This window comes from Pannonibacter sp. CBAS1226 (assembly GCF_055685825.1).
This window is the reverse complement of the sequence record NZ_JBVOUO010000001.1, coordinates 104,564-125,717: the sequence shown is the minus strand read 5'-3', so window position 1 is coordinate 125,717 and position 21,154 is coordinate 104,564. Positions and strand designations below refer to the sequence as shown.

At 63.2% G+C, this 21,154-nt stretch carries 18 protein-coding genes; 2 read left to right on the top strand and 16 right to left on the bottom strand.

Features of this window, described 5'->3' with window-relative positions:
- Positions 1-18: 18 nt before the first annotated feature.
- From AC0CMF_RS00585 to AC0CMF_RS00515, 15 genes are all read right to left on the bottom strand, one after another.
- Complete coding sequence (locus AC0CMF_RS00585) at positions 19-2,112, bottom strand: putative bifunctional diguanylate cyclase/phosphodiesterase (RefSeq protein WP_374629450.1); 2,094 nt, start codon at positions 2,110-2,112, stop codon at positions 19-21.
- A gap of 180 nt (positions 2,113-2,292) precedes the next feature.
- A complete protein-coding gene (locus AC0CMF_RS00580; RefSeq protein WP_374629451.1) occupies positions 2,293-3,945 on the bottom strand; it encodes a Na/Pi cotransporter family protein in 1,653 nt (550 codons plus the stop codon).
- A 192-nt stretch (positions 3,946-4,137) separates the two neighbouring features.
- Complete coding sequence (gene phnE, locus AC0CMF_RS00575) at positions 4,138-4,938, bottom strand: phosphonate ABC transporter, permease protein PhnE (RefSeq protein WP_374629452.1); 801 nt, start codon at positions 4,936-4,938, stop codon at positions 4,138-4,140.
- Positions 4,935-5,735, bottom strand: coding sequence for a phosphonate ABC transporter, permease protein PhnE (gene phnE, locus AC0CMF_RS00570; protein WP_050472681.1), 801 nt, complete (start codon positions 5,733-5,735; stop codon positions 4,935-4,937). Before phnE (AC0CMF_RS00570) ends, phnE (AC0CMF_RS00575) begins: the two co-directional genes overlap by 4 nt.
- Positions 5,736-5,752: 17 nt before the next feature.
- Complete coding sequence (phnC, locus tag AC0CMF_RS00565; protein WP_050472680.1) at positions 5,753-6,580, bottom strand: phosphonate ABC transporter ATP-binding protein; 828 nt, start codon at positions 6,578-6,580, stop codon at positions 5,753-5,755.
- Between the two features lie 64 nt (positions 6,581-6,644).
- Complete coding sequence (phnD, locus tag AC0CMF_RS00560) at positions 6,645-7,589, bottom strand: phosphate/phosphite/phosphonate ABC transporter substrate-binding protein (protein ID WP_374629453.1); 945 nt, start codon at positions 7,587-7,589, stop codon at positions 6,645-6,647.
- A 246-nt stretch (positions 7,590-7,835) separates the two neighbouring features.
- Positions 7,836-8,744 carry a Pnap_2097 family protein gene (locus AC0CMF_RS00555; protein WP_472480734.1) on the bottom strand — a complete coding sequence of 303 codons (909 nt, stop codon included), beginning with the start codon at positions 8,742-8,744 and terminating at the stop codon, positions 7,836-7,838.
- Positions 8,741-10,036 (bottom strand): MSMEG_0569 family flavin-dependent oxidoreductase, encoded by a 1,296-nt coding sequence (locus AC0CMF_RS00550; protein ID WP_374629456.1) that lies wholly within the window; start codon positions 10,034-10,036, stop codon positions 8,741-8,743. Before AC0CMF_RS00550 ends, AC0CMF_RS00555 begins: the two co-directional genes overlap by 4 nt.
- Before the next feature lie 11 nt (positions 10,037-10,047).
- Positions 10,048-10,332, bottom strand: a complete 285-nt coding sequence (locus tag AC0CMF_RS00545; protein WP_123194618.1) for an MSMEG_0570 family nitrogen starvation response protein — start codon at positions 10,330-10,332, stop codon at positions 10,048-10,050.
- The gene (locus AC0CMF_RS00540) at positions 10,325-11,494 is read right to left on the bottom strand and encodes an MSMEG_0565 family glycosyltransferase (protein WP_058899484.1); all 1,170 of its coding nucleotides are present in this window, start codon (positions 11,492-11,494) and stop codon (positions 10,325-10,327) included. Before AC0CMF_RS00540 ends, AC0CMF_RS00545 begins: the two co-directional genes overlap by 8 nt.
- On the bottom strand, positions 11,491-12,465 hold the full coding sequence (locus AC0CMF_RS00535; RefSeq protein ID WP_374629469.1) for a sll0787 family AIR synthase-like protein: 975 nt from the start codon (positions 12,463-12,465) through the stop codon (positions 11,491-11,493). Before AC0CMF_RS00535 ends, AC0CMF_RS00540 begins: the two co-directional genes overlap by 4 nt.
- Before the next feature lie 2 nt (positions 12,466-12,467).
- Positions 12,468-13,010, bottom strand: coding sequence for an MSMEG_0567/Sll0786 family nitrogen starvation N-acetyltransferase (locus AC0CMF_RS00530; RefSeq protein WP_374629457.1), 543 nt, complete (start codon positions 13,008-13,010; stop codon positions 12,468-12,470).
- Positions 13,007-14,122, bottom strand: coding sequence for an MSMEG_0568 family radical SAM protein (locus AC0CMF_RS00525; RefSeq protein ID WP_374629471.1), 1,116 nt, complete (start codon positions 14,120-14,122; stop codon positions 13,007-13,009). Before AC0CMF_RS00525 ends, AC0CMF_RS00530 begins: the two co-directional genes overlap by 4 nt.
- A complete protein-coding gene (locus AC0CMF_RS00520; protein ID WP_058899482.1) occupies positions 14,052-15,116 on the bottom strand; it encodes a Nit6803 family nitrilase in 1,065 nt (354 codons plus the stop codon). The genes AC0CMF_RS00525 and AC0CMF_RS00520 overlap by 71 nt, the downstream gene beginning before the upstream one ends.
- Positions 15,117-15,228: 112 nt before the next feature.
- Positions 15,229-15,711: an MSMEG_0572/Sll0783 family nitrogen starvation response protein gene (locus tag AC0CMF_RS00515; RefSeq protein ID WP_050472672.1), complete on the bottom strand. Its 483-nt coding sequence runs from the start codon at positions 15,709-15,711 to the stop codon at positions 15,229-15,231.
- Positions 15,712-15,722: 11 nt separating this feature from the next.
- On the opposite strand from AC0CMF_RS00515, the gene AC0CMF_RS00510 reads away from it, so the two are divergent.
- Together AC0CMF_RS00510 and AC0CMF_RS00505 are read left to right on the top strand one after the other, a co-directional pair.
- Complete coding sequence (locus tag AC0CMF_RS00510) at positions 15,723-16,055, top strand: hypothetical protein (RefSeq protein WP_374629458.1); 333 nt, start codon at positions 15,723-15,725, stop codon at positions 16,053-16,055.
- Positions 16,056-16,124: 69 nt separating this feature from the next.
- Positions 16,125-17,528 carry an aminotransferase-like domain-containing protein gene (locus AC0CMF_RS00505; protein WP_050472876.1) on the top strand — a complete coding sequence of 468 codons (1,404 nt, stop codon included), beginning with the start codon at positions 16,125-16,127 and terminating at the stop codon, positions 17,526-17,528.
- 105 nt (positions 17,529-17,633) lie between these two features.
- Here the strand turns inward: AC0CMF_RS00505 and AC0CMF_RS00500 are convergent, their stop codons facing one another.
- Positions 17,634-21,110 (bottom strand): indolepyruvate ferredoxin oxidoreductase family protein, encoded by a 3,477-nt coding sequence (locus tag AC0CMF_RS00500; RefSeq protein WP_472480731.1) that lies wholly within the window; start codon positions 21,108-21,110, stop codon positions 17,634-17,636.
- Positions 21,111-21,154: the final 44 nt, after the last annotated feature.

Below are 21,154 nucleotides of genomic sequence, written 5' to 3'. Positions count from 1 at the left end.
CCGCGAGGCTGGCCCGGATCAGGCGACTGCAAGGCCACACATGACGCCGGAAGTTTCATCAGCTGGCGCCGGGCGGTGCCAGAGATAGCCCTGACCGAAGCGGCAGTTCATGGAGGCGAGCTTGCGGGCCACGTCCTCGGTTTCGATGCCTTCGGCCGTGGTCTCCAGACCAAGACCGTGGGCCATGGCCAGAATGGTCCGCACCAGGATTTCCTGCTGCGGGTCACTGCAAATGCCGTTCATGAAGGAGCGGTCGATTTTGAGGGCCGTGATCGGGAAGCGGTGCAGATAGCTGAGTGCGGAATAGCCCGTGCCGAAATCATCGATGGCAATGCCGATGCCCATGGCCGCGATCTGCTCCAGCGTCTCATGCACACCGCCGCCCTCGCTCAGCAGCAGGCTTTCGGTGATCTCCAGTTCCAGCCATGCCGGCTGGCAGCCGGTGGCGGCAAGGCAGTCACGCAGCCGGATCAGAAAGTCGCCATTCATCAGCTGGCGCGGCGACACGTTGACTGCGATGACCATGGCCCGCGCAGACGCATGATTGACCTGAACCGCAAACTTGCAGGCCTCGCGCAGCATCATGTGGCCGATGGCGATGATCTGGCCGGTTTCCTCGGCTACCGGGATGAACTCAGCCGGGTTGATGTTGCCAAAACACGGATGAACCCATCGGCACAGCGCCTCCGCACCGGCCGGATAACCGGTGGCCAAATCCATCTTCAATTGGAAGGCAGCTTTGAACTCGCCGCGTTTGAGCGCGCCATTCATCATGGTCTCAAGCTTGAAGCGCTTCTCGATGGTTTCGCCCATCTGTGTCCTGTAAGCGCGCGCGCAATTGCCGCCAGCCTGCTTCGCATCGTAAAGGGCAAGATCGGCAAAGCGGAACAGCGCCGGAGCACTGGCACTGTCGCCGGGACCCGCGGCCACGCCGGTGCTGACAGACACCTGAAGCACCGCGTCCTCAACCATCATGGGCTGGCGCATGGCCTCAACAAGCCGATGTGCCTGAGCCATTGCCTCGTCAACGTCCGGCAGGTCAGGCAGAACCACGAAGAACTCATCGCCGGCGAGCCGTCCGATGAAGGCGCGCGCGCAGACCGCACTCTCGATCCGCCGCGCCGTCTGGATCAGGACCGCATCTCCTGCCGCATGGCCCATGGTGTCGTTGATCGTCTTGAACCGGTCAAGATCCACCACGATCAGGGCACAATGGGTGCCATCTGCCGCTGCGCGGTCCAGCTCGCACTGCAGCCGGTCCTGAAAGGAGGCGCGATTGGCAAGGCCGGTCAGACTGTCGGAGAAGGCCAGTTCCTGCAGCTTTCCGTGCAGCGCGTGGCGCTCCTGCTCATAGGACACGAAGGTGCGCATGGCCGCCGCCATCTGGCCGATTTCGTCGGCGCGTCCGGTGTCCTCAACGGTCACATGCGTGTCGCCGTCCGCCAGCTGCTTCATGTTGGCCGTCAATCGCAGCACCGGGCCGGTGATACTGCCGACGATGGCATTGACCCAGAGCAGCAGGAGCACTCCAACCGCCCCGAAAATCAAGGCGAAGCGCAGCAGATGGTTCCAGAAGGAGGTGTTCACGTCGTCCAGATAGACCGCAGAGGAAATGACCCATCCCCACGGGGCAAAATGCTCCGACCACGCGGCCTTGGGCCTGCCGCGGGTGGTGACCCCATCCAGTGTTCTTGCGCCCTTGTAATAGGTGACGCCGCCCCCGTTCAGGCCGTTGCGGATCATATCCTGGGTGTGGCGGGAGCCCCAGGCGCTGGTGCCTTCTTCAGCCACCGTATTGCTGACCACCCGGTTTCCGGTCTCATCAAAGACGAAGACGCGCGCACCGCCATTGAAGATCATCGCCCGGATGGCATCGCGTGCCTTGTCCTTGGCAGCATCCTCGCTCAGCGTCCCATCCTGCGCCAGCCGGTAGCTTTCTTCCGTAATGGAGCGGGCGGACTCGACGAGCGCGCGCACCTTTTCCACGTGGCCGCGCTCCAACTCACCCCGCAGGATGACCAGATTGATGGTCACCACGAGAACGACGAAGGCTGCCATGATCCAGACAGGCAGAAGAACCTTGTTCCTGACACTCCACTGGCCGAGGTTCATTTAACAACCCTACGAAAACCTTTAAAGGCACACTGAAGCAAAGGCATTAAACTCAAATTAATACAGGAAAAATCATACAATGAGCGCATAAAGCAATATCAAACCGGAGAAATTCATTAAAATTGAACGTTAGGTCACCCAAAAGAAAACAATCAAGAATTGCAACATCAAATACCTTATTTAATCTACTGGTTTTCCCGTATCCTGCTGAACACCATCCCGATTTAACGTCAGAAACCAGCGGTCCAGACGCCGGTGCGCCTTCCAGGAAGCCCGGACGCAACGGCGCATGTGCTGGATCTGCAGAAGACTGCGTTCGATCGTCTCGACATGTTCGCCTGCCAGGCTTGCGCGGGACAGGAGAGAAGCCTTCGTCAACTGGTAAAGTGTCTCGGTTTCAGTCATCGCCGCTTCAACCATTTCGGGCGGGAGCGGGTTCTCCCGGGAAGGCTGTCCTGCGGTCAGGGCTTTCAGTGCAGACTGGCGCATGCGCTCCACGTCCTGACGGGCCTCTCCCTCCGGCTCCAACGCGGCAACAGAGACGGCTGCCGCCGAGAACTGCGCAACCTCCTCCAGATGCTGCACCCCGCGGATGACATCGGGAATGGCCTCGGAGACCGCTTGCGGCATCGCCTCCTTGTTCATGTGCTCGATAAAGCTGCGGATGGCCCGGCCAAGCGCGAGACTGCCGGTCAGGCGTGCGTCAAGCTCGCCGGTGGCCACGCGCGGTTCAGCCAGACAATCGCGTGCGAAGGCATGCGTGATGCCGGACAGCCTGTCCGTCTCCAGCAGCAGTCCGCGCAAGGCCAGTTGGGGAACCGGACGCAAGGTCGGGTCGAGAAACTCCGGACGGCCGATCTTCTCCTGCGCATTGACGAAACGGTGCTCCAGCCAGTTCACCAGTTTGCCGGTCAGGGGCCAGATCAGGATCAGGCCCATGCAATTGAACAGGGTATGAAAGACAGCCAGCACCAGGGCGATATCGGCAGCACCTGAATCACTTCCTGATACATCTGCCGCAAGCCATTGAGCCAGCTGCAATAATGGATAAAGCAGAACAAGCGCGGCGCAGGCCGTCAGGCCGTTGAAGGCAATATGGGCGGCAGCCACCCGGCGGGCGGGCGGCGTTGCCGAGAGGGCTGCAAATCCGGCCGTGGATGTGGTGCCGATATTGGTGCCGATGACGGCGGCAGCGCCAAGGAACACCGGCAGCCCCGCGCCCGCACTCGACGTCAGCACAAGCGCCATGGCGGCACTGGAGGACTGGGTCAGAAGCGTGAGGCCAATGCCCACGGCCACAAACACGGGAATACCGAGCAGCGGCGACTGGGCAAGGCTGGACAAGGCTGCAGGCACGGCCACGTCACCAAAGGCCTGCTGCAGGAAGCCGATACCGAGGAAAAACGCCCCGAACCCGGCCACCGCCTGACCGAGCCCGGAGAGCCGGCCGCGTGAACCGGCCGCAACCCGGATGACCATCCCCGCCCCCAGCAGCGGCAGGGCAAGGTTGACGATATCCAGCTTGAAGCCAAGCGTTGCCACCAGCCAGCCGGTCATGGTGGTGCCGATGTTGGTGCCGAAGATGACCCAGACAGACTGGGCCAGCGACAGAAGACCGGCGTTGACGAAGCCGATGGTCGCAACGGTGACAGCAGTGGACGACTGAACGATCGCCGTTACGGCAATGCCGGCAAGGATGCCGCGCCAGGGTGCGCCGGTGGCGCTGCGCAACAGCCCCTCAAGCGCCTTTCCGGCCGCCAGCTTGAGGCCGTCGGTCATCATCCACATACCGGCGAGAAACAGGCCGGTCCCGCCGAGCAGCAGCGCGATCATGATGAATAACCGCCATGAAAGCAGCCCGCGTGAGCACGCCCCCCGGCCGCAGGGAAGAGCCTTTGATTACGGATGATGACGGTCCTCCTGTCATGCTTCTGTATGACGAAGCATGACATTGCCATATCCGGAGATTGGACGCACGTGCAGCCGGAAAGACACCTATGCCGCTGCGTGACAGGGGCAACTGCATCAGATGATCGCGTGCCTCACCTTGGCAGAGACCCATTCGGAGACCACAACGGTCGCCAGGATCACGAGAATGATCAGCATGACCTGAGGCCAGGCGAGAACATTCAGGCTGGCCTGAAGCTGAGCACCGATGCCCCCTGCCCCGACCAGGCCGAGGATCGCGCTTTCTCGGATGTTGATGTCCCAGCGGAAGACGGAAATGCCATAGAAAGCCGGCAGGACCTGCGGCACGATCCCGTAATTGAGGATTTGTGCCTGGCTGGCGCCGGTGGCGGTGATAGCCTCGATCTGCGCCTGATCCGTTTCCTCAATCGCTTCATAAAGCAGCTTGCCAATGAAGCCGACCGAGCGGAAGGCGATGGCAAGGATCCCGGCCAGCAGGCCCGGTCCGAGGATGGAGACCAGCAGAAGGGCCCAGATCAGGGAGTTGATCGAGCGGGACGCTACAATGCAGAACAAGGCGAAAGGCCTGAGCAGCAGGCGCGACGGGGTGGTGTTATGCGCGGCCAGAAAGGCAAGCGGCACGGCAATCAAGATGCCCAGAAGCGTGCCCAGCGTCGCAATGTTGATCGTGTCCCAGAGCGGTGCCCACAACTTCTCCATATAGGACCAGCGCGGCGGCAGGGCGCGGCCGATCAGGTCCCCGGCCGCATTGGGCGCATCATAGACAAACAGCCACATGGTGCGCGCTGTCATGGTGTTCCAGCACCAGACAAACAGCGCCACGACGAAAACCCAGAACACCCATAGGGCGAGTTGGGTCTTTGGCGTGCGGTGACGCCAGATCTGCGTGCCGGTCATTTCAGCAGCCTCCGCAGATGGCCGGAGCCATATTCAGCCACCATCACAATGGCAATGATAATGAGCAGGATCGCGCCGGCGCTGTCATATTCATAGCGGTTGAGCGCCGTGTTCAGCGTTCCGCCGATCCCCCCTGCCCCGACAATCCCGATCACCGCGCTTTCGCGGAAATTGATATCGAAGCGGTAAAGGCTGAGCCCGATGAGGCGCGGCATCACCTGCGGCTGGATCGCGTAATTGATCAGTTGCAACCAGCTTGCACCGGTCGCGCGGATGGCTTCGGCCTGCGCCTCATCGATATCCTCGATGTCCTCGGCGAGAAGCTTGGCGATGAAGCCGATCGTCGCAAAGGTCAGCGTCAGAAAGCCGGCAAAGGCGCCGAACCCGAACAGGGCGACGAAGAAGATCGCCACGATGATTTCCTGCAAGGCGCGGCTTGCAGCGATGATGCTGCGGCAGATCGCATAGATCCAGGCAGGCGAGACATTGCGCGCGGCCCCAATCCCGATGGGAACGGAAATGAGAATGCCTACCACGGTCGAGGTGAAGGTCATCGTCAGGCTTTCCATCAGCCCGGCCGAGATATCACGCCAGCGGGAGGTGAAATCCGGCTGCAGGAAGCCGCCGATGAACCGCAGGCCGCGCTCCCAGCCTTCGGCCATGCGGGTCCAGTTCACATCGACGCTGCCGATGGCAAGCACCAGATAGGCAACTGCACCAACCGCCAGCAACACGCGCCAGTGGCGCGACTTGATCATCTGGGGCGGGCGCCGCCAGCTCGTGGGATAGCTGGTCATATCACTGGCACCGGACACTAGAGCGCCCCCAGCATTTTTTCGGTTTGCACACGCTCGTCAGCCTCGGCCTGAGCATCCTCGGCCGCGCCCTTGCGCATGGCTGTCCAGTCTTCGGCGCCGTAAATCCGCGTCAGAACCTCTTCTGTCAGACCGGCCGGAGGGCCATCAAACACCACGCGCCCAGCCTGCAGGCCGATGATGCGGTCCGTAAACTGCTGCGCCAGCACCACGTCGTGGATGTTGATGATGGCCGGAAGGCCGCTCTCGCGGCAAATCTCGACGATGAGCCGCATGATCTGACGGCTTGTCTTGGGGTCGAGGCTCGCCGTCGGCTCATCGATCAGCAGCAGTTCAGGCTCTTGTTCAAGCGCCCGGGCAATGCCGACGCGCTGGCGCTGGCCGCCCGACAGGGCATCGGCACGCTTGTTCACATGGGCGGAAAGGCCGACCCGGTCCAGCAGCCGGAAGGCGCGCTGGATGTCCTCGGGCGGAAAGCGGCGCGTGAAGGAGCGCCAGAAGGGCACATAGCCCAGCCGTCCCGACAGCACGTTCTCCATCACCGTCAGGCGCTCCACCAGCGCGTATTCCTGAAAGATCATGCCGATCCGCCGCCGCGCCCGGCGCAAATCACCCGCCCCAAGGGCCGTAATATCGAGCCCGTTCAGCAGCACCTTGCCCGAAGTCGGCTGGACCAGCCGGTTGATGCAGCGGATCAAGGTGGACTTTCCAGCCCCTGACGGTCCGATCAACCCGGCAACCTGTCCCTTTGGCAAATCGAAGGAGACATCCGTCAGGGCCTTGTCGCCGGTCTTGTAGGTTTTGGTCAGCGACTGGATGTGCAGCATGGGTGGCCTTCTCAAAACGGACAGGCGGGGTCATCCCCGCCTGTCTTGTGCATTTCAGGAAAGATCAGTTGCAGGTGTACTGAACGCCCATGGCCGCATCGATTTCACGCACCACCGACCAGTATTCCTTGAAGGTGATGGGGATGAACTGTGCTTCACCAGACTTGGAGAATTCCTTTTCCAGCGAGGAGCCGGCCCAGTTGAAGCTGAAGAAGGCTTCGCGGATCTTCTCCTGCAGTTCCGGCGTCAGGTTATGCGCTGTGCCGTAACCGGTGGTCGGGAACGTGTCGGACTTGTAGATCGTGACGATCTGCTCGGGCTTGATCACTTCGCGCTGGATCATGCGGGACATGACCGAGTTTGCGATCGCAGCAGCGTCGTAGTCCTTGTTCGCCACACCGAGGATCGAGTTGTCATGGGCGCCGGAGAAGGCCGGCGTGAAGTCACGGCCAGCTTCCATGCCATATTGCGCCTTCATCAGGGCGGAAGGCGCCTTGAAGCCGGAGTTCGAGGTTTCAGACGTGAAAGCCATCGTGCGGCCCTTGATGTCTTCCACCTTCTCGATACCCGCACCCGGATAGGTGATGAATTCCATCTCGTAGCCGAAGGAGCCATCGGCCTTGGCCATCATGGCAAAGGGACGGAAGCCTGCGCAGGCAATCGCCAGCGGGTTGGAGCCGGTGTTGAAGCCTGCGACATGCAGGCGGCCGGCGCGCATTGCCTCGATCTGGGCTGCATTGGACTGAACCGGGAAGAACTGCACCGGCTTGCCGGTGACCGCTTCCATGTGCGCCAGGAAATCCGACCAGGCTTCGGCGTAGACAGCCGGATCCTCCACAGGGGTATAGGCGAAGATCAGCTGCGCCGGATCGACAAGCTGAGCAGGGTCAGACGGAACATCTGCAACCATGTCACCATCAGCGTCGGTGTAGCGAGCGTCCAGCTTGAACTCGGCCTGAGCAGCCGTGGCAGCAAGGATCATTGCGGCGGAGAGCAGAAGATGTTTCATGGATCATCCTTTCCTGACGTTTGGTCACCTGTACGTTCGGGGTATTGCAAGTTTGTGACACGTACATTTCAGGCAGATGACATTGCTCCGGCACCGGCTTATCCGGAGCCAAAACTGGCCGAATTCAGGATGGACTTTCGGGATACACTTACCGGCTTATACCAAGGCTCTGAGATGCTGGCGCATCACGCCTCGAAATGCTCAAACATCGCACAGGCTTGACGAAATCCCGATGAGGCAGGCTCATCAGGGATTGGGTGTTGCGGCTTTATCCGCCTCAGCCTCGCCATGACCGAACAGGACGGATGCGATCACGGAGCCATCCATGCGTCCGACCGTGCAAAGGCCCACCGGCTCAGTGTCTTGCCGCGAACACAGACGGATACGCAGGGTTTCGCCCTGGTCGATATTGCCCGTGAACAGCACCACATGCGGCTTCTCGAAGCGCAACGCTGCGGCCTCTGCCCCTTCCCACTGCCAGAAGGCCCGCGCTGCCGCTGCCAGAAACTCGGCAAAATAGAACAGCCCCGCGCCGTTGAATTCCTCCAGGGGGCATGGCTGAAACAGGGTTTCATTCCAGCAAGGCAGCGCGGCGGTATCGAGTGTCCGCAACAGACCGGCGGCCCCGGCAAGGCGGCTCGGCCTGACAGACCCGCTGACATTGGCGTTGCGGAGCATGGAGCGGCGGACCGAGCGGTTTGTCCCGGAAGTGCGCGCAACGAATGCCGACTGCAGAACCACGGCTCCTGCAGGCACCCCGTCCACACACAAGGTGAAGAGGCTTTCGCATCTGGCATGCGAGACCGGGTAGAGGTTTGCCGCGATCGACAGGACCGCGTTGGCCCTTGCCTGCGAAAACCGGACATTGCAGCTCAGGGCCGAAATGGCCGCATAGGCCTCCTGCCCGTCCGGTGTGCGGAAATCGGCATTGTCCATACCGAGATCGCGCCCAAGCATCAGCCAGTGGCGGTGCGCCAGCTCCTTCAAAAGCCAGGTGCGCGAAAGACCGAAGGGCGTGAGATGCGGCATGCCCAGAAGGATCTCCGGGCACAGCCCCCTGTCCAGCAGGGAGGGCAAAGGCAGGCTGGAAGCAGCACTGCCATCACTCATACCGGGCAATGCAGCCCGCACCGTCTGCAAGGAAAAGACTGTCAAAGGCCCCGGCCTCCAGCCTGTGCGGCACGCGGTGCAGCTTCATGCAGCCCCCTGTTCCTCAGGAAGCCCGTGAGCTGCCCGGCGACATAATCGGCATCCTGCGCGATGCTGAGGAACCGGCCTGATCCCCAGGTCCACAGCCAGGGCAGTCCCAGCACATAAACGCCCGGCACCCCGGTGACGCCGCGCCGCTGGACCGGATAGCCGGTGCCGTCGAAGATGGGAACCGCGGCATAGGACCAGTCCGGTGTGAAGCCCGTGGCCCAGATGATGCTGGTGATGCCTGCGCCATCCAGATCAAGCTCCGTCACCTCCTGCGCCGGCTCCCACAGCGGCACATAGACACTGGCCGGCGGGGCGGTGATGTTGTTGCGGGCAATGTGCTGATCGATCAGGGCATTGATGCCGTTATAGACCCGGTCTGCCTCATCGAGGTTCCGGCGCAGGTTCTGCCGGAACTGCATCGTCGCCCCCTTCGCCGTTTCGAAGCGGCCATAGAGCTTCATGCCTTCCAGGGCAAATTTCCGCAGGTCGATATCGCGCCCGCCATCGCGGCCGGTCAGATAGTGGTTGGTGTCATGCTTCTTCTTCGTCATTCCGTCATGTTCGACGGTAATGCCGTATTGTCCGATGTCTGTCAGCCAGTCGACCACATCGCGCCCCCGGTAGAACCGGGCACAGCGCGGCGCATTGCCTGTCACCAGATGCACCTGGCGGCCGGCCAGATGCAGATCCTCCGCAATCTGGCAGCCCGACTGGCCCGAGCCAACCACCATGACGCCGCCATCCGGCAGGCTCTCCGGGCTACGGTAATCAGCGGTATGTATCTGCAGGATGTGATCCGGCAGGCGTTCCGCCGCGCGCGGGATGAAACGGTTCGCATAAAGACTGGTCGCAAGGATCACGGCATCGGCAGTGACCACCCCCTTGCTCGTCTCAACGCGGAAGCCGGAAGGCGTCTGCTCGACCAGAGACACCCCGGTATGCTCGAAGACAGGGGCATTCACCTTGGCCTTGAAGCGTTCCAGATAGTCGAGGATCTCGTCCTTGACCATGAAGCCGCCCGGATTTGGCCCGTCGTAAGGGTGGTCCGGCAACTGGCACTGATAGTTGGGGGTCACCAGACAGAAGGCATCCCAGCGCTCGTCCTGCCACTTGTGGGCGGCCGTTTTCCGCTCAAAGACGGCGTGATCGACGCCGGCGCGGGACAGGTAGTAGCTGGCGGACAGGCCCGCCTGCCCCCCTCCGACGATCACGGCGCTGTAGTGGCTTTGCAGGGATGGGGTGCTCATGACTGGACCTCTCAAAGGATGAATTGCCTGACCGCGACACAGGCGGCCGGGGTGTTGAAGAGAGCGGCGCGCTGTTCGATGCGGGCGAGCTGCCCCAGCGCCAGCGAACAGGCAAAGCCGTAGCGAAGCTTGACCCTGTCGCTGGCAAGGGTCAGCGCCTCGCGGCTGCGGGACAGAAACTCATCGAGCGGATAGGTCTGCCCCTCCTCGAAAAAATCGCGGATGACAAGGGAAGGCGAATAGCACTCCTCCTGCGAGCCATCCGGCCAGACGACGACGAAGCGCATTTCAGGCATTTGCGGGCTCCCTCTCTGCAAGTGAGGCCAGATAGACCGGCAGATGGGCAACAGCGGCCCTGTGCCAGTCATGCGCAGCGGCAACGGTGAAGCCTGCAGCGGTGCAATGCGCCGCCACTTCCGGGCGCAGGGCCGTGAGCATGGCCCCGGCAATGGAGGACGGGCTGTGCGGGTCGCACCAGAGTGCGGCGGCCTCCGGCACGTATTCGGTGAAAGGGGAAATGGCAGACAGAACCACCGGCAGTCCGCTGGCCATCGCTTCCAGTACCGCAAGGCCGAAGCCCTCCTTGACCGAGGCAAAAACCAGGGCATCGGCCATCCGGTAAAGCTGCGGCATATCCTCGTCCGCAACGGCGCCAATCATGTGGACCGCGCCCGAAAGCTCAGGCCGGGCCGCCAGCGCAGCCTTGAAGGCGGCCTGGTAATCATGGTGGTCGAGCAGGGAAACGCCTCCGGCGATCACCAGCCGGGCCGCTGGCAGAACCGCGCGCGCTTCGGCAAAGGCCAGCAGGATGTTGAGCGTGTTCTTGCGCGCTTCCACTCCGCCGATGGCAAGAAAGACCGGGCCGCCGCCGGATACCCCGAGCCTTGCAGCAAGTCCGGCGCCATCATCAGCCGCCCTGCCCGGCCTGAAGCGCTGGCAATCGACGCCATTGCCGGTGCAGGTGGCGCTGAGCCCCCGGCGGGCCAGATCATCCGTCCAGTGCCGGCTGACGGTGAAAAGCGCATCGGCCGCCGCAATGGAGCGGGCCTGCAGCGCCATCAGCCTCGGATCGGCAAATTCATCAAGATGATGCACCGTGCGCAGGAACCCGGCAATCTGGCCGCAGGCAGCCAGATCCGCCAGAGCATTGCCGGAAATGCCGTCATGGGCATGAAACAGGTCAAAACCATCCGTGCCGCGCTGCCGGAAGAAGGCGGTGTAGTCGCGGATGCGCTGTTCCACCATATCCGTCATGCCCGCAGGCGCCTGCGGCACCGCAAAGGCCTCCGCGCGGACCTTCGGCTGGCGGAAGAAGCCTTTTCCGGAAGCATCAGGAGCAAACAGCGTGACCTGATGGCCCAGAGCGGCAAGAGCCTCGGACACCTGCATGGCATGAACCACACCGCCGCGCGGATTGGTCGAATGGGTCAGCATGGCAATGCGCAGGCTGCGGCTCATACGGCGGCCTCCGCTTGCCTGAACTGCATCAACGGCTCTGCGGCATAGTCGCGGATGATGGCCGAGCCCGCAGACGAATGAACGCTCACGTCTGTTCCGTGCCTGACCTCGCCGATCACCGCAGCAGTGAGATCACGGCTTGCGAAGAGGCCCAGAACGTCCGTCACATGCTGGCCGGGAACCGACAGCAGAAAACCGAAACTCGGGAAGGTGGCGAGCCAGCGCTCCAGGGCAACGCCCGGCGGAACCGGAATGGCCTCAAGATCAAGGCTGATGCCAACGCCGGAACATTCCGCCAGCATGATCGCCGTGCCGGCAATGCCGCCCTGACTGATATCCTTGGCCGCCCGCGACCAGCCCGCCTCCGCGATCTGCGGCAGCAGGTCGAGATCGGCCCGCAGCCGCTGTGCCGGGGCACCGGTTGCCGCCTCCCAATTGTTGAACGGTTCCCGGTAGCGGCCCCGGTGGTCCACAACGGCCACCAGATGCTCTCCCGGCCTTGCATCAAAGCTGGTGAGCAGGCAGCTGGCCCGGCCGAGGACGGCTGCGGCGAGCTGCCCGCGGTCCGCCGTCAGATTGGTATGGCCCCCGGCAACCGGCACGCCATAGACCTCCGAGGCCGCCTTCATGCCCGCCAGAACCGGACTGGCCCCGGCCTCATTCTGTGCCCAGAGCGCATCCACCACGGCAACCGGCCGTCCGCCCATGGCCGCAATGTCGGACAGGTTCACCATGATGCTGCACCAGCCGGCAAACCAGGGATCCCCGGCGACGAACTCGTTCATGAAGCCTTCGATGGCGAGGAGCAGATAGCCGCTGCCATCGGCAATGGCCGCGCAGTCATCGCCCACGGCAACGGGGCCGCCTGCGAGGTTCAGCTGCTGCGCCGCAACGGCGATGTCCCGCTTGGCGGCAATCCCCCGGCTGGAGCGCAAGGCCTTGACGATCTGGTCGAACTCTTCTGCCCTCATCATCAGGCCGCCTTTCTCGGCAGAGCCGTAAAGCCGGCCTGAGGCGTGTAGCAGGGCGGATAATGCGCAAGATCCGCCTGCATGCGCAGGTGCGGCTTGCCGTGAAGTTCCACCTCCTCCAGCACCGTCCAGCGCATGCGGCGGAACAGAAGCCCGTTCTGTTCCTGCACATGGGCAAGAAACGTATGCGCGCCCATGGCATGGGCGGAGGAGACCGCAAGCCGGATCAGGGAAGCCCCCAGGGCGCCAACCTTGCGGTAATCCGGATGGACCGCAAGCCGGGAGCCCCACCACACGCCGGGCTGCTCCTCATGGATGCGCACGGTGCCCGCAACCGCATCAGCCACCACGCCCAGCATCGCCAGCGCCACGATGGGGATTGCGGTCTCGTCGATCGCGTCACGGTCACTGCCGCGAAAGATCCGCTGCTCCTTGCAGAACACCGCCTGACGCAGCGCATGGGATTGCTCCCGCTCCCAGGAACAGGTGGCAAACTTCACCTGATATTCAGCGGCCCGGAAGGCCTGAACCGGCTCGATCATCATGCCGTCAGCCTCCGCTCATAAGTGGACAGCGCCGAGCAGGCCCCGCATTTGCCGCAGCCGGCCTTGATATCCACGGCCTTCAGCCCGCTCGTCACCAGCATTTCAGCCAGAGGCTGGAGAATTGAATGCATAAACGCCGCAGACGGCGCCGGATGGCTTTCTAGCGGGGTGCCGGAGATCGGCACGAAAGGAACAACGAAGGGATAGACACCCAGCGCAGTCAGCTTCCTGCAGATGTCCAGAATGGCCTCCACACTGTCGCCGAGACCGGCGAGGATGTAGGTCGAGACCTGCCCGCGTCCGAACACCTTCACGGCCGCTTCGAAAGAGCTCATGTATTTGGAAACCGGCACCTGCGCCTTGCCGGGCATGATGCGGGCCCGCACCTCGGGCGTGACCGCCTCCAGATGCATGCCGAGCGTATCGATGCCGGCCTCACGCATGCGCTCGAACCAGACATCATCCTCCGGCGGCTCGCACTGGCCCTGAATTGGCAGAGTGACCGCAGCCTTGATGGCCCTTGCACTCTCGGCCAGCACCGCCGCACCCCGGTCACTGCCTTTCGGCGTGCCCGTTGTCATCACCATATGCTTCACACCGTCCAGCTCGACGGCAGCCTTCGCAACTTCGGCCAGTTGCTCCGGCGTTTTATGGGCAATGGTCCGCCCGGCGGCCAGCGACTGCCCGATGGAGCAGAACTGGCAGGTCTTGGTGCGGCTCTGATAGCGGATACAGGTCTGCAACACGGTGGTTGCCAGAACATCACGGCCATGCAGAACGGCGATCTTGGAATAGGGGATGCCATCCGCCGTGCTCAGCTCATAGAAGCGCGGCCGCAGCGGAAAGCTGACCTCCGCCAGAACCTTGCCGTCGCGGCTGATCCGGCTGCGGCCCTGCTCATCCGGCTTTTCCACCATGTAGGGGCTTTCAAAAGCCGCCGCCGTGTGGACCGGCACCATCACCGTCATGCCATCAACAGTCATGGCCTTGTGGTCGGAAGGCCCGGCACCACCCCGGCGGCTTTCGTGCCCGGCTTTCGGGTCAACCAGCCTCACTCCGCAGGACTGCAATTCGTTGATCAGGGTTTCTGTCGCTTGCGGGCGCTGCAGCATGTCCATCGGTGTTGCTCCCTGTATCGGCGGCTGCCGGGTCGGTGGAAAATCGGGAAAAGGCGGGTTGGGTGACCGTCAAAGGAGCGGCTGGCCGGTTGTCGAGCGAGAGCGACAGCAGTTCGGGCCGCGCGTAATGGCCAACCGAATCCATCATCCGCTTGCGCTTGAGAATGAGGCTCATGTCGAGGTCGGCGATGGCCAGCCCCTCGCCTTCGGTTACCGGAGTGGTGAGATGCTTGCCTTCCGGCGAAATGATTGCCGTCATGCAGCCGCCGCGCAGCGCCTTCTGCAGCCGTTCGTCAGGGGTGATCGAGCGGATCTGCTCATCCGTCAGCCAGCCGGTCGCATTGACGGCGAAACAACCGCTTTCCAGCGCGTGGTGGCGGATCGTCACTTCCATCTGATCGGCAAAAATCGGCCCCACCAGAGAGCCCGGGAACTGGGCTACATGGATTTCCTCATGCTGGGCCATCAGGGCGTAACGGGCGAGCGGGTTGTAATGCTCCCAGCAGGCGAGCGCCCCGACGCGACCCGCCGCGGTTTCAACCACAGTCAGGCCCGCCCCGTCGCCCTGCCCCCAGATCATCCTTTCATGAAAGGTCGGGGTGATCTTGCGGCGTTTCAGAACGAGGCTGCCATCGGCATCAAAGATCAGCTGCGCATTGTAGAGCGAGCCATGGTCCCGCTCGTTGACGCCCAGAACCACGACCATTCCAGCCTCGCGGGCGGCGGCGGCCACAGCCTGGGTCGCACCGGAGGGAACCGTGACGGCCTCCTCATAGAGGCGCAGATGCTCCTGACCCGACAGAACGGGCGGCAGAACGAAGGAAAAATAGGGGTACCAGGGGACGAATGTTTCCGGAAAGACGATCAGCTCGACGCCTTTCCCGGCGGCCTCACGGATCGTCTCCAGTACCCGGGCGAGTGTCTTCTCGCGCGAGGTCAGATCGGGCGCTATCTGGGCGGCGGCGACCTTGACTGATTTCCTGGCCACGGGCGATCTCCTTGGCTTCACGGTTGAATTCCCGGCGGACTGCAGTGCCTCACGGCATGCTGCAGACCGGCCGCAGACCGGGGTGCAGGCTGGCCCGCACCCCGCAGCAGGCTCAGAGCGTCCAGGTGTCGAGGATGAAGGCGCCGTCGCGGCGGTGGATGAGGATCAGGTCCAGCACATCCAGCGGATTGATCGGCTTGATGCCCGGGATCAGCGAAGGCTCGCCATGGCCGTAAAGCGCCTGCAGGGCAAAACGGCAGGCATAGACCTTGCCGCCCTCCTCCATGAAGCCCTTGATCTGGTTGTTGAAATTGAGATGACCCGGAAAGGCTTCATCACCCAGCTTCGGGAAGCCGCGCTGCACCCCGAGCGTGACGCCGGGGCCATACAGCAGAACGGAGGTCTCAAACCCCTTGCGCTTCAGGCGCTTGGCCTGGAGCAGGTTGACGAGGCCGATCGATCCCTCAAAGGCCACCGTATGGAAGGTGATCAGGGCTTTTTCGCCTTCCTTCGCCTGAACGTCCTCAAAGACCTTCTCTTCATAGTCGACAAAAAAATCACCGGCTTCGTGGGCGGGTTTGGTTACTGCAGGCATCGAAGGCTCCTGTGACTGAATATCTGCCCTCCTCTTCGGGGCAGCACTCATTTTGCAAGCAGCATGCCAAATTGAATCCGCTCATAAAGCAGTCATTTTCATATCGTATGCATTCAATTATGCATTCAATTTCTCACATCTCGCAATCTGAAGCCCAAAATCCAGACAATATCCTGCCTGCTCTTCCGGCAGAATGCCATACTCTTGATCCATTCAATATGCAGTCTTTGGGCAGCTTTACTGCCATTACAGATCCCATTGCGGCATTCGGGGCAGAATGCGGTGCCAGCCATGGCAGCCCCTTCGCGCTGCCGCACCTGCGGCAACTTGCGCGCCCCAAGTAGCCACGAAACAGAGGTGACAGGGATTGAATGCATGAATATACAGTCATTCAGCGAATTGAAGGGATCACCATGACCGAGTGGACGCCGGATCTGCGGCGCAGCAGCAGCCCGCGCTATATGGCGATTGCAGATCTGATCGAGATGGACCTGCGCAGCGGCATTCTCGTGGTGGGGGACCGCCTGCCCGCGCAGCGGGAGCTGGCGAAACGGCTCGGCGTGGATTTCACCACCGTGGCCCGCGGCTATGTGGAAGCCAAGAAGCGCGGCCTGATCGGCACCCATGTGGGACGCGGCACCTTCGTGACGGGCGGTCAGGACCGGGAGCGGCGCGGCTTTGCCCTGGACGCGGCACCAGACGCCAGACGGCTGTCTGCCGCCGACTATTCGATGAACATGCCGCCCGACCCGGATGATCCGGAACTGGTCGAGCGCATGCGTGAGGGGCTCTGCGCCGTCGCCTCCTCCATGGTGCCGCTGCTGCGCTATCAGGGCTTCGGCGGCTCGGAGATAGACAAGGACGCTGCCGCCGCATGGCTGGGGCGGCGGGCTCTGGTGCCGTCACAGGAACGCATCTTCGTGACCCCCGGCGCCCATCCCGCCCTGCTGACCATCCTGACCCTGCTGGCCAAGCCTGGTCAGGTGATCCTGTCCGAGAACATCACCTATCCCGGCATCCGCTCGATTGCCGCCCAGCTCAGGCTGAGCATGTGCGGCCTGCCGATGGATGAGCACGGCATCCTGCCGGACGCACTGGCCCATGCCTGCGCCACCCGCTCGCCCAAGGCCCTCTATCTGAACCCGACCCTGCACAACCCGACTACACTGACCATTCCCGTGCAGCGCCGGGAGGAGATCTGTGCGGTTGCCCGCAAGTTCCGCCTCCCCATCATTGAAGACGACGCCTATGGCTTCATCCCGCTGCATGCGCCGCCACCGCTGGCCTCGATGGCCCCTGACCTGACATGGCACATTGGCGGGCTGGCAAAATGCATCGGCGCAGGCCTGCGCCTTGCCTTCGTCGCCGCCCCCGACACCAAATCCGCCTGGCCCTTTGCCGCCGCCATGCGCGCCAACTCGGTCATGGCCTCACCGCTCAACATGGCGCTGGCGACCCGCTGGATCGAGGACGGCACGGCCGACATGATCCTGCGCTTCATCCGCAGCGAAACCAGCGCGCGCCAGAAGATTGTCGCAGCGCATCTGCCGGCCGGCAGCTACAGCGCCGATCCGATCAGCTTCAACATCTGGCTGCCGCTGACCGAAGGATGGACCCGGTCCAGTTTTGCCGCCCACATGCGCCACTCCGGCCTCGGCATTGTCGCAAGTGATGCCTTCACCGTGGACAGCCAGCCTGGCGAAACCGTGCGTGTGTGCATCTGCGGCCCCATCACCCGTGAAAAACTGCGCCACAGCATCGAGTTCATGGCCCACGCCCTGGAGGGCACGCCCGAGATGGCCGGCTCCTTCTTCTGAAATCTGGCAGAGCAAACCGGAAACAAGGAAAACCGGCACCTGTCAGGTTCACTCTGAACCAGACAGGTGCCGGCAGATTGCCGCTTGGCTCACCAGGAGCCGGTATTACTCGGCCGCCGCTGCAAACTCCGGCGTGTCTCCCTTGAGCCGCTCAAGCAGTTGCCCGCGCTTGGCTTCTGCCTTCTTCAGGTTCTCCTCCTTCACCGGGCCATAGCCGCGCACCAGATCCGGCACGCGGGCCAGTTCCACCAGCAGGCCGTAGCTGGCCTTGGGCAGCGCCGCGATGATGGCCTGCAGATCAGCCGAATAGCTTGCCACCAGCGCCCGCTCGGCACGGCGCTCCGCCGTGCGGCCGAAGGGGTCGAAGGCGGTGCCGCGCAGGCCCTTCATCTTCGACATCAGGCGGAAGGCACTGAACACCCAGGGGCCGAAACCCATCTTGGCCGGACGCCCGGTCTTCGGGTCCTTGCCCCGCGACAGCAGCGGCGGGGCGAGCATCACCTTCACCTTCTTCGGATCCTCGAACTGCGCCTTCAGCTTCTGGGCAAAAGCCGGATCGGCGTAAAGCCGCGCCACCTCATACTCGTCCTTGTAGGCCATGACCTTGTAGAGCATGTCCGCCGCCGTTTCAGTCAGGCGGAAGGTGCCGGGACCGTGCGCTGCATCGGCTGCCCGCACCGCATCGATCAGCTTGCGGAACCGGGCTGCATAGGCGGCGTCCTGATAGAGCACCAGCTCGCGCTCCTGACGGGCAATGCGCGCGTCAAGCGTTTCCGGCTCCAGCTTTTCCGGCTGCGGCAGGGCGGTGAGGATCTTTTCGGGAGCCGCCGCCAGCACACGCCCGGCTCGGAAGGCCTTCACATTGGCCTTCACCTGCGCGCCATTCAGATGCAGCGCCGTTTCAATGGCTTCCGCACTCACCGGCAGCGCGCCGCTCTGGAAGGCCATGCCCACCAGCATCATGTTGGCATAGATGGCATCGCCCAGCAGCTGCTCGGCAATCGTCGCCGCATCCGCCGCCTTGCACAGGATGGAGGCCGCCTCCAGCGACTTGAGCATCCGCGCCTCGTCGAAGGAAAGCGTCTGCTTCAGCACGAATTCCGCCGTCGGCGCCACGCGGGTGTTGGCAAAGACGCGGGTGGCGGAGCGGTTGGTCAGGGCCAGTTGCTCGGCATTGGTGGCCACCACCATGTCGGAGGCAATCAGCACGTCCAGGCTGGCGGTGGGCACGCGCGGTCCCTCGATGGAGCGGGCCAACGAGGCAAAGCGCACATGCGAGGTCACCGGCCCGCCCTTCTGCGCCAGCCCCGTCATGTCCAGCGTCGAGGCCTGCTTGCCATCCAGATGCGCCGCCATGGCCAGCACGGCGGAGATCGTCGTCACGCCCATGCCGCCGATACCGGCGATGAGAAGATTCAGCGTCCGCTCCAGACCGGGCAGTTCCACCGGCGGCAGTCCGGCCAGCAGGCCGTCCACGTCCACGCCGTGGGTTTCCGCCTTGCGCAGCGCCGCGCCCTCGATTTCCACGAAAGAGGGGCAGAAGCCCTTCACGCAGGAGAAATCCTTGTTGCAGCTGGACTGGTTGATCTGGCGCTTTTCGCCGTAGCGGGTCTTCACCGGCTCCACCGACAGGCAGTTGGACTGGACCGAGCAATCGCCGCAGCCCTCGCACACCCGGTCGTTGATGAAGAGCCGCAGATCCGGGTCCGGATAGGCGCCCTTCTTGCGGCGGCGGCGCTTTTCGGCGGCGCAGGTCTGATCATAGATGATGACGGTGACGCCATCGACTTTTTGGAACTCGCGCTGCACCTCCATCAGGTGATCCCGGTGCAGCACCTCCACCAGAGGCGCCAGATCCTTGCGGCCGGTATAGGTTTCCGGCCGCTCGCTGACGACGGCAATGCGCTCCACGCCTTCGGCTTCCAGCTGGCGCGTCATCTGGGGCACGGTGAGCGGGCCGTCATGCGGCTGGCCGCCGGTCATGGCCACCGCGTCGTTGTAGAGGATCTTGTAGGTGATCGGCACCTTGGAGGACACCGCCTGGCGGATCGCCAGAATGCCGGAGTGGAAATAGGTGCCGTCGCCCAGATTGGCGAAGACATGGGTGTCGCGGGCAAAGTCCTTCTGCCCCACCCACAGCACGCCCTCGCCGCCCATGGCGATCTGCCCGTCAGTGGTGCGGCCCGCCTGTTCGGTCATGGCGTGACAGCCGATGCCGGGCAGCGCGCGGGCGCCTTCCGGAACAACGGTGGAGGAGGAATGCGGGCAGCCGGAGCAGAAATAGGGAATGCGCGCCGCACGCTCCGCATGCCCTTGCGCCCACATCACCTGAGTGTTCATGCGGGCGCTCACCTCCCGCATCCCGTCGGTCACCACATCTTCCGGCAGATAGCCCAGAAGCGCCCGGATGATTTCGGCGACGGAAAGCTCCAGCACGTCGGAGAGCATCGGCTCGCCTTCCGGCGTGCGCTTGCCCCAGATGCGCGGGCGGGCATCGGCCGGCCAGTGATAGGAGATCTCCTTGATCTGCGGCTCCAGGAAGGCGCGCTTGTGCTCCACCACCATCAGCTTGTTGAGGCCGCGCGCAAATTCGGCCAGCCCCGAAGGCTCCAGCGGCCAGGCGAGCGCCACCTTGTAGACAGCAAGGCCGATTTCCTTCGCCCGCTGTTCGTTGATGCCGATGAGATCCAGCGCCTGCAGCAGATCCCGGTAGGCCTTGCCCGTGGCGACAAGGCCAAGGCGCGGACGGCTGGCGCCGAAGGCCACCCGGTCCAGCCGGTTGGCCCGAACATAGGCCTGAACGGCCGGAAGCCGCACGTCACGCAGGAGGCGCTCTGTTTCCAGCCGGTTGCCGAGGAGCAGCACACGGTTGAGGTCATGCAGCAGCCAGGGGTCCTGCTCGGGGCGTACGAAACGGAGCCGGTCCGGATTGACCGAAATGGTCGCCGAAGCATCCATCGTATCGGCAAGGCAGATCAGTGCCGACCACAGCCCGGCAAAGCGCGACATTTCGAAGCCATGCAGGCCGAAGTCGAGCACATCCTGAATGTCGGAAGGGTTGAGCACCGGGATTTCCGCATGCTCGAAAAAGAACTCGCTCTGGCCCGGAAGGATCGAGGACTTGGCCAGATGGTCATCGCCCGCCAGCGCCAGCACCCCGCCGTTGCGGTCCACGCCCGAGGCATTGGCCTGTTTCAGAACGTCCCCGGCCCGGTCCACGCCCGGCGCCTTGCCGTACCAGATGCCGAACACGCCATCGAAATCGGAGCCCTTGCCATGCAGCCGCAGCTTCTGGGAGCCCCAGACGGCCGTTGCGCCCAGCTCCTCGTTGATCCCGGGCTTGAACACCACGTCATGGGCTGCAATATGCTTGCGGGCACGCGTCAATTCCGTGTCATAGCCAGCCAGAGGCGAGCCGCGGTAGCCGGAGATGAACCCGCCGGTCCGCAGGCCAGCAAGATGATCCAGCCGCTGCCGGTCGAGGGCGAGGCGCACCAGCGCCTGAATGCCGGTCAGGTAGATCCGGCCGCCTGTTGCGGTATATTTGTCGTCCAGCGACACCACGGGCGCGTAAGCGTTCATCGGTTCCCTCCTCGGCCGCCTGATGCCCGCCTTCTACTCCCGGG

Excerpts from the sequence above, each read along its gene's own strand:
- AC0CMF_RS00540 (WP_058899484.1), bottom strand. The coding sequence starts at position 11,494 with ATGAGCCGCAGCCTGCGCATTGCCATGCTGACCCATTCGACCAATCCG.
- AC0CMF_RS00525 (WP_374629471.1), bottom strand. The coding sequence starts at position 14,122 with ATGCTGCAGCGCCCGCAAGCGACAGAAACCCTGATCAACGAATTGCAG.
- AC0CMF_RS00515 (WP_050472672.1), bottom strand. The coding sequence starts at position 15,711 with ATGCCTGCAGTAACCAAACCCGCCCACGAAGCCGGTGATTTTTTTGTC.
- phnE (WP_374629452.1), bottom strand. The coding sequence starts at position 4,938 with ATGACCGGCACGCAGATCTGGCGTCACCGCACGCCAAAGACCCAACTC.
- AC0CMF_RS00550 (WP_374629456.1), bottom strand. The coding sequence starts at position 10,036 with ATGAGCACCCCATCCCTGCAAAGCCACTACAGCGCCGTGATCGTCGGA.
- AC0CMF_RS00505 (WP_050472876.1), top strand. The coding sequence starts at position 16,125 with ATGACCGAGTGGACGCCGGATCTGCGGCGCAGCAGCAGCCCGCGCTAT.
- AC0CMF_RS00500 (WP_472480731.1), bottom strand. The coding sequence starts at position 21,110 with ATGAACGCTTACGCGCCCGTGGTGTCGCTGGACGACAAATATACCGCA.
- phnC (WP_050472680.1), bottom strand. The coding sequence starts at position 6,580 with ATGCTGCACATCCAGTCGCTGACCAAAACCTACAAGACCGGCGACAAG.
- phnE (WP_050472681.1), bottom strand. The coding sequence starts at position 5,735 with ATGACCAGCTATCCCACGAGCTGGCGGCGCCCGCCCCAGATGATCAAG.
- AC0CMF_RS00530 (WP_374629457.1), bottom strand. The coding sequence starts at position 13,010 with ATGATGATCGAGCCGGTTCAGGCCTTCCGGGCCGCTGAATATCAGGTG.
- phnD (WP_374629453.1), bottom strand. The coding sequence starts at position 7,589 with ATGAAACATCTTCTGCTCTCCGCCGCAATGATCCTTGCTGCCACGGCT.
- AC0CMF_RS00535 (WP_374629469.1), bottom strand. The coding sequence starts at position 12,465 with ATGAGGGCAGAAGAGTTCGACCAGATCGTCAAGGCCTTGCGCTCCAGC.
- AC0CMF_RS00580 (WP_374629451.1), bottom strand. The coding sequence starts at position 3,945 with ATGATCGCGCTGCTGCTCGGCGGGACCGGCCTGTTTCTCGCCGGTATG.
- AC0CMF_RS00545 (WP_123194618.1), bottom strand. The coding sequence starts at position 10,332 with ATGCCTGAAATGCGCTTCGTCGTCGTCTGGCCGGATGGCTCGCAGGAG.
- AC0CMF_RS00585 (WP_374629450.1), bottom strand. The coding sequence starts at position 2,112 with ATGAACCTCGGCCAGTGGAGTGTCAGGAACAAGGTTCTTCTGCCTGTC.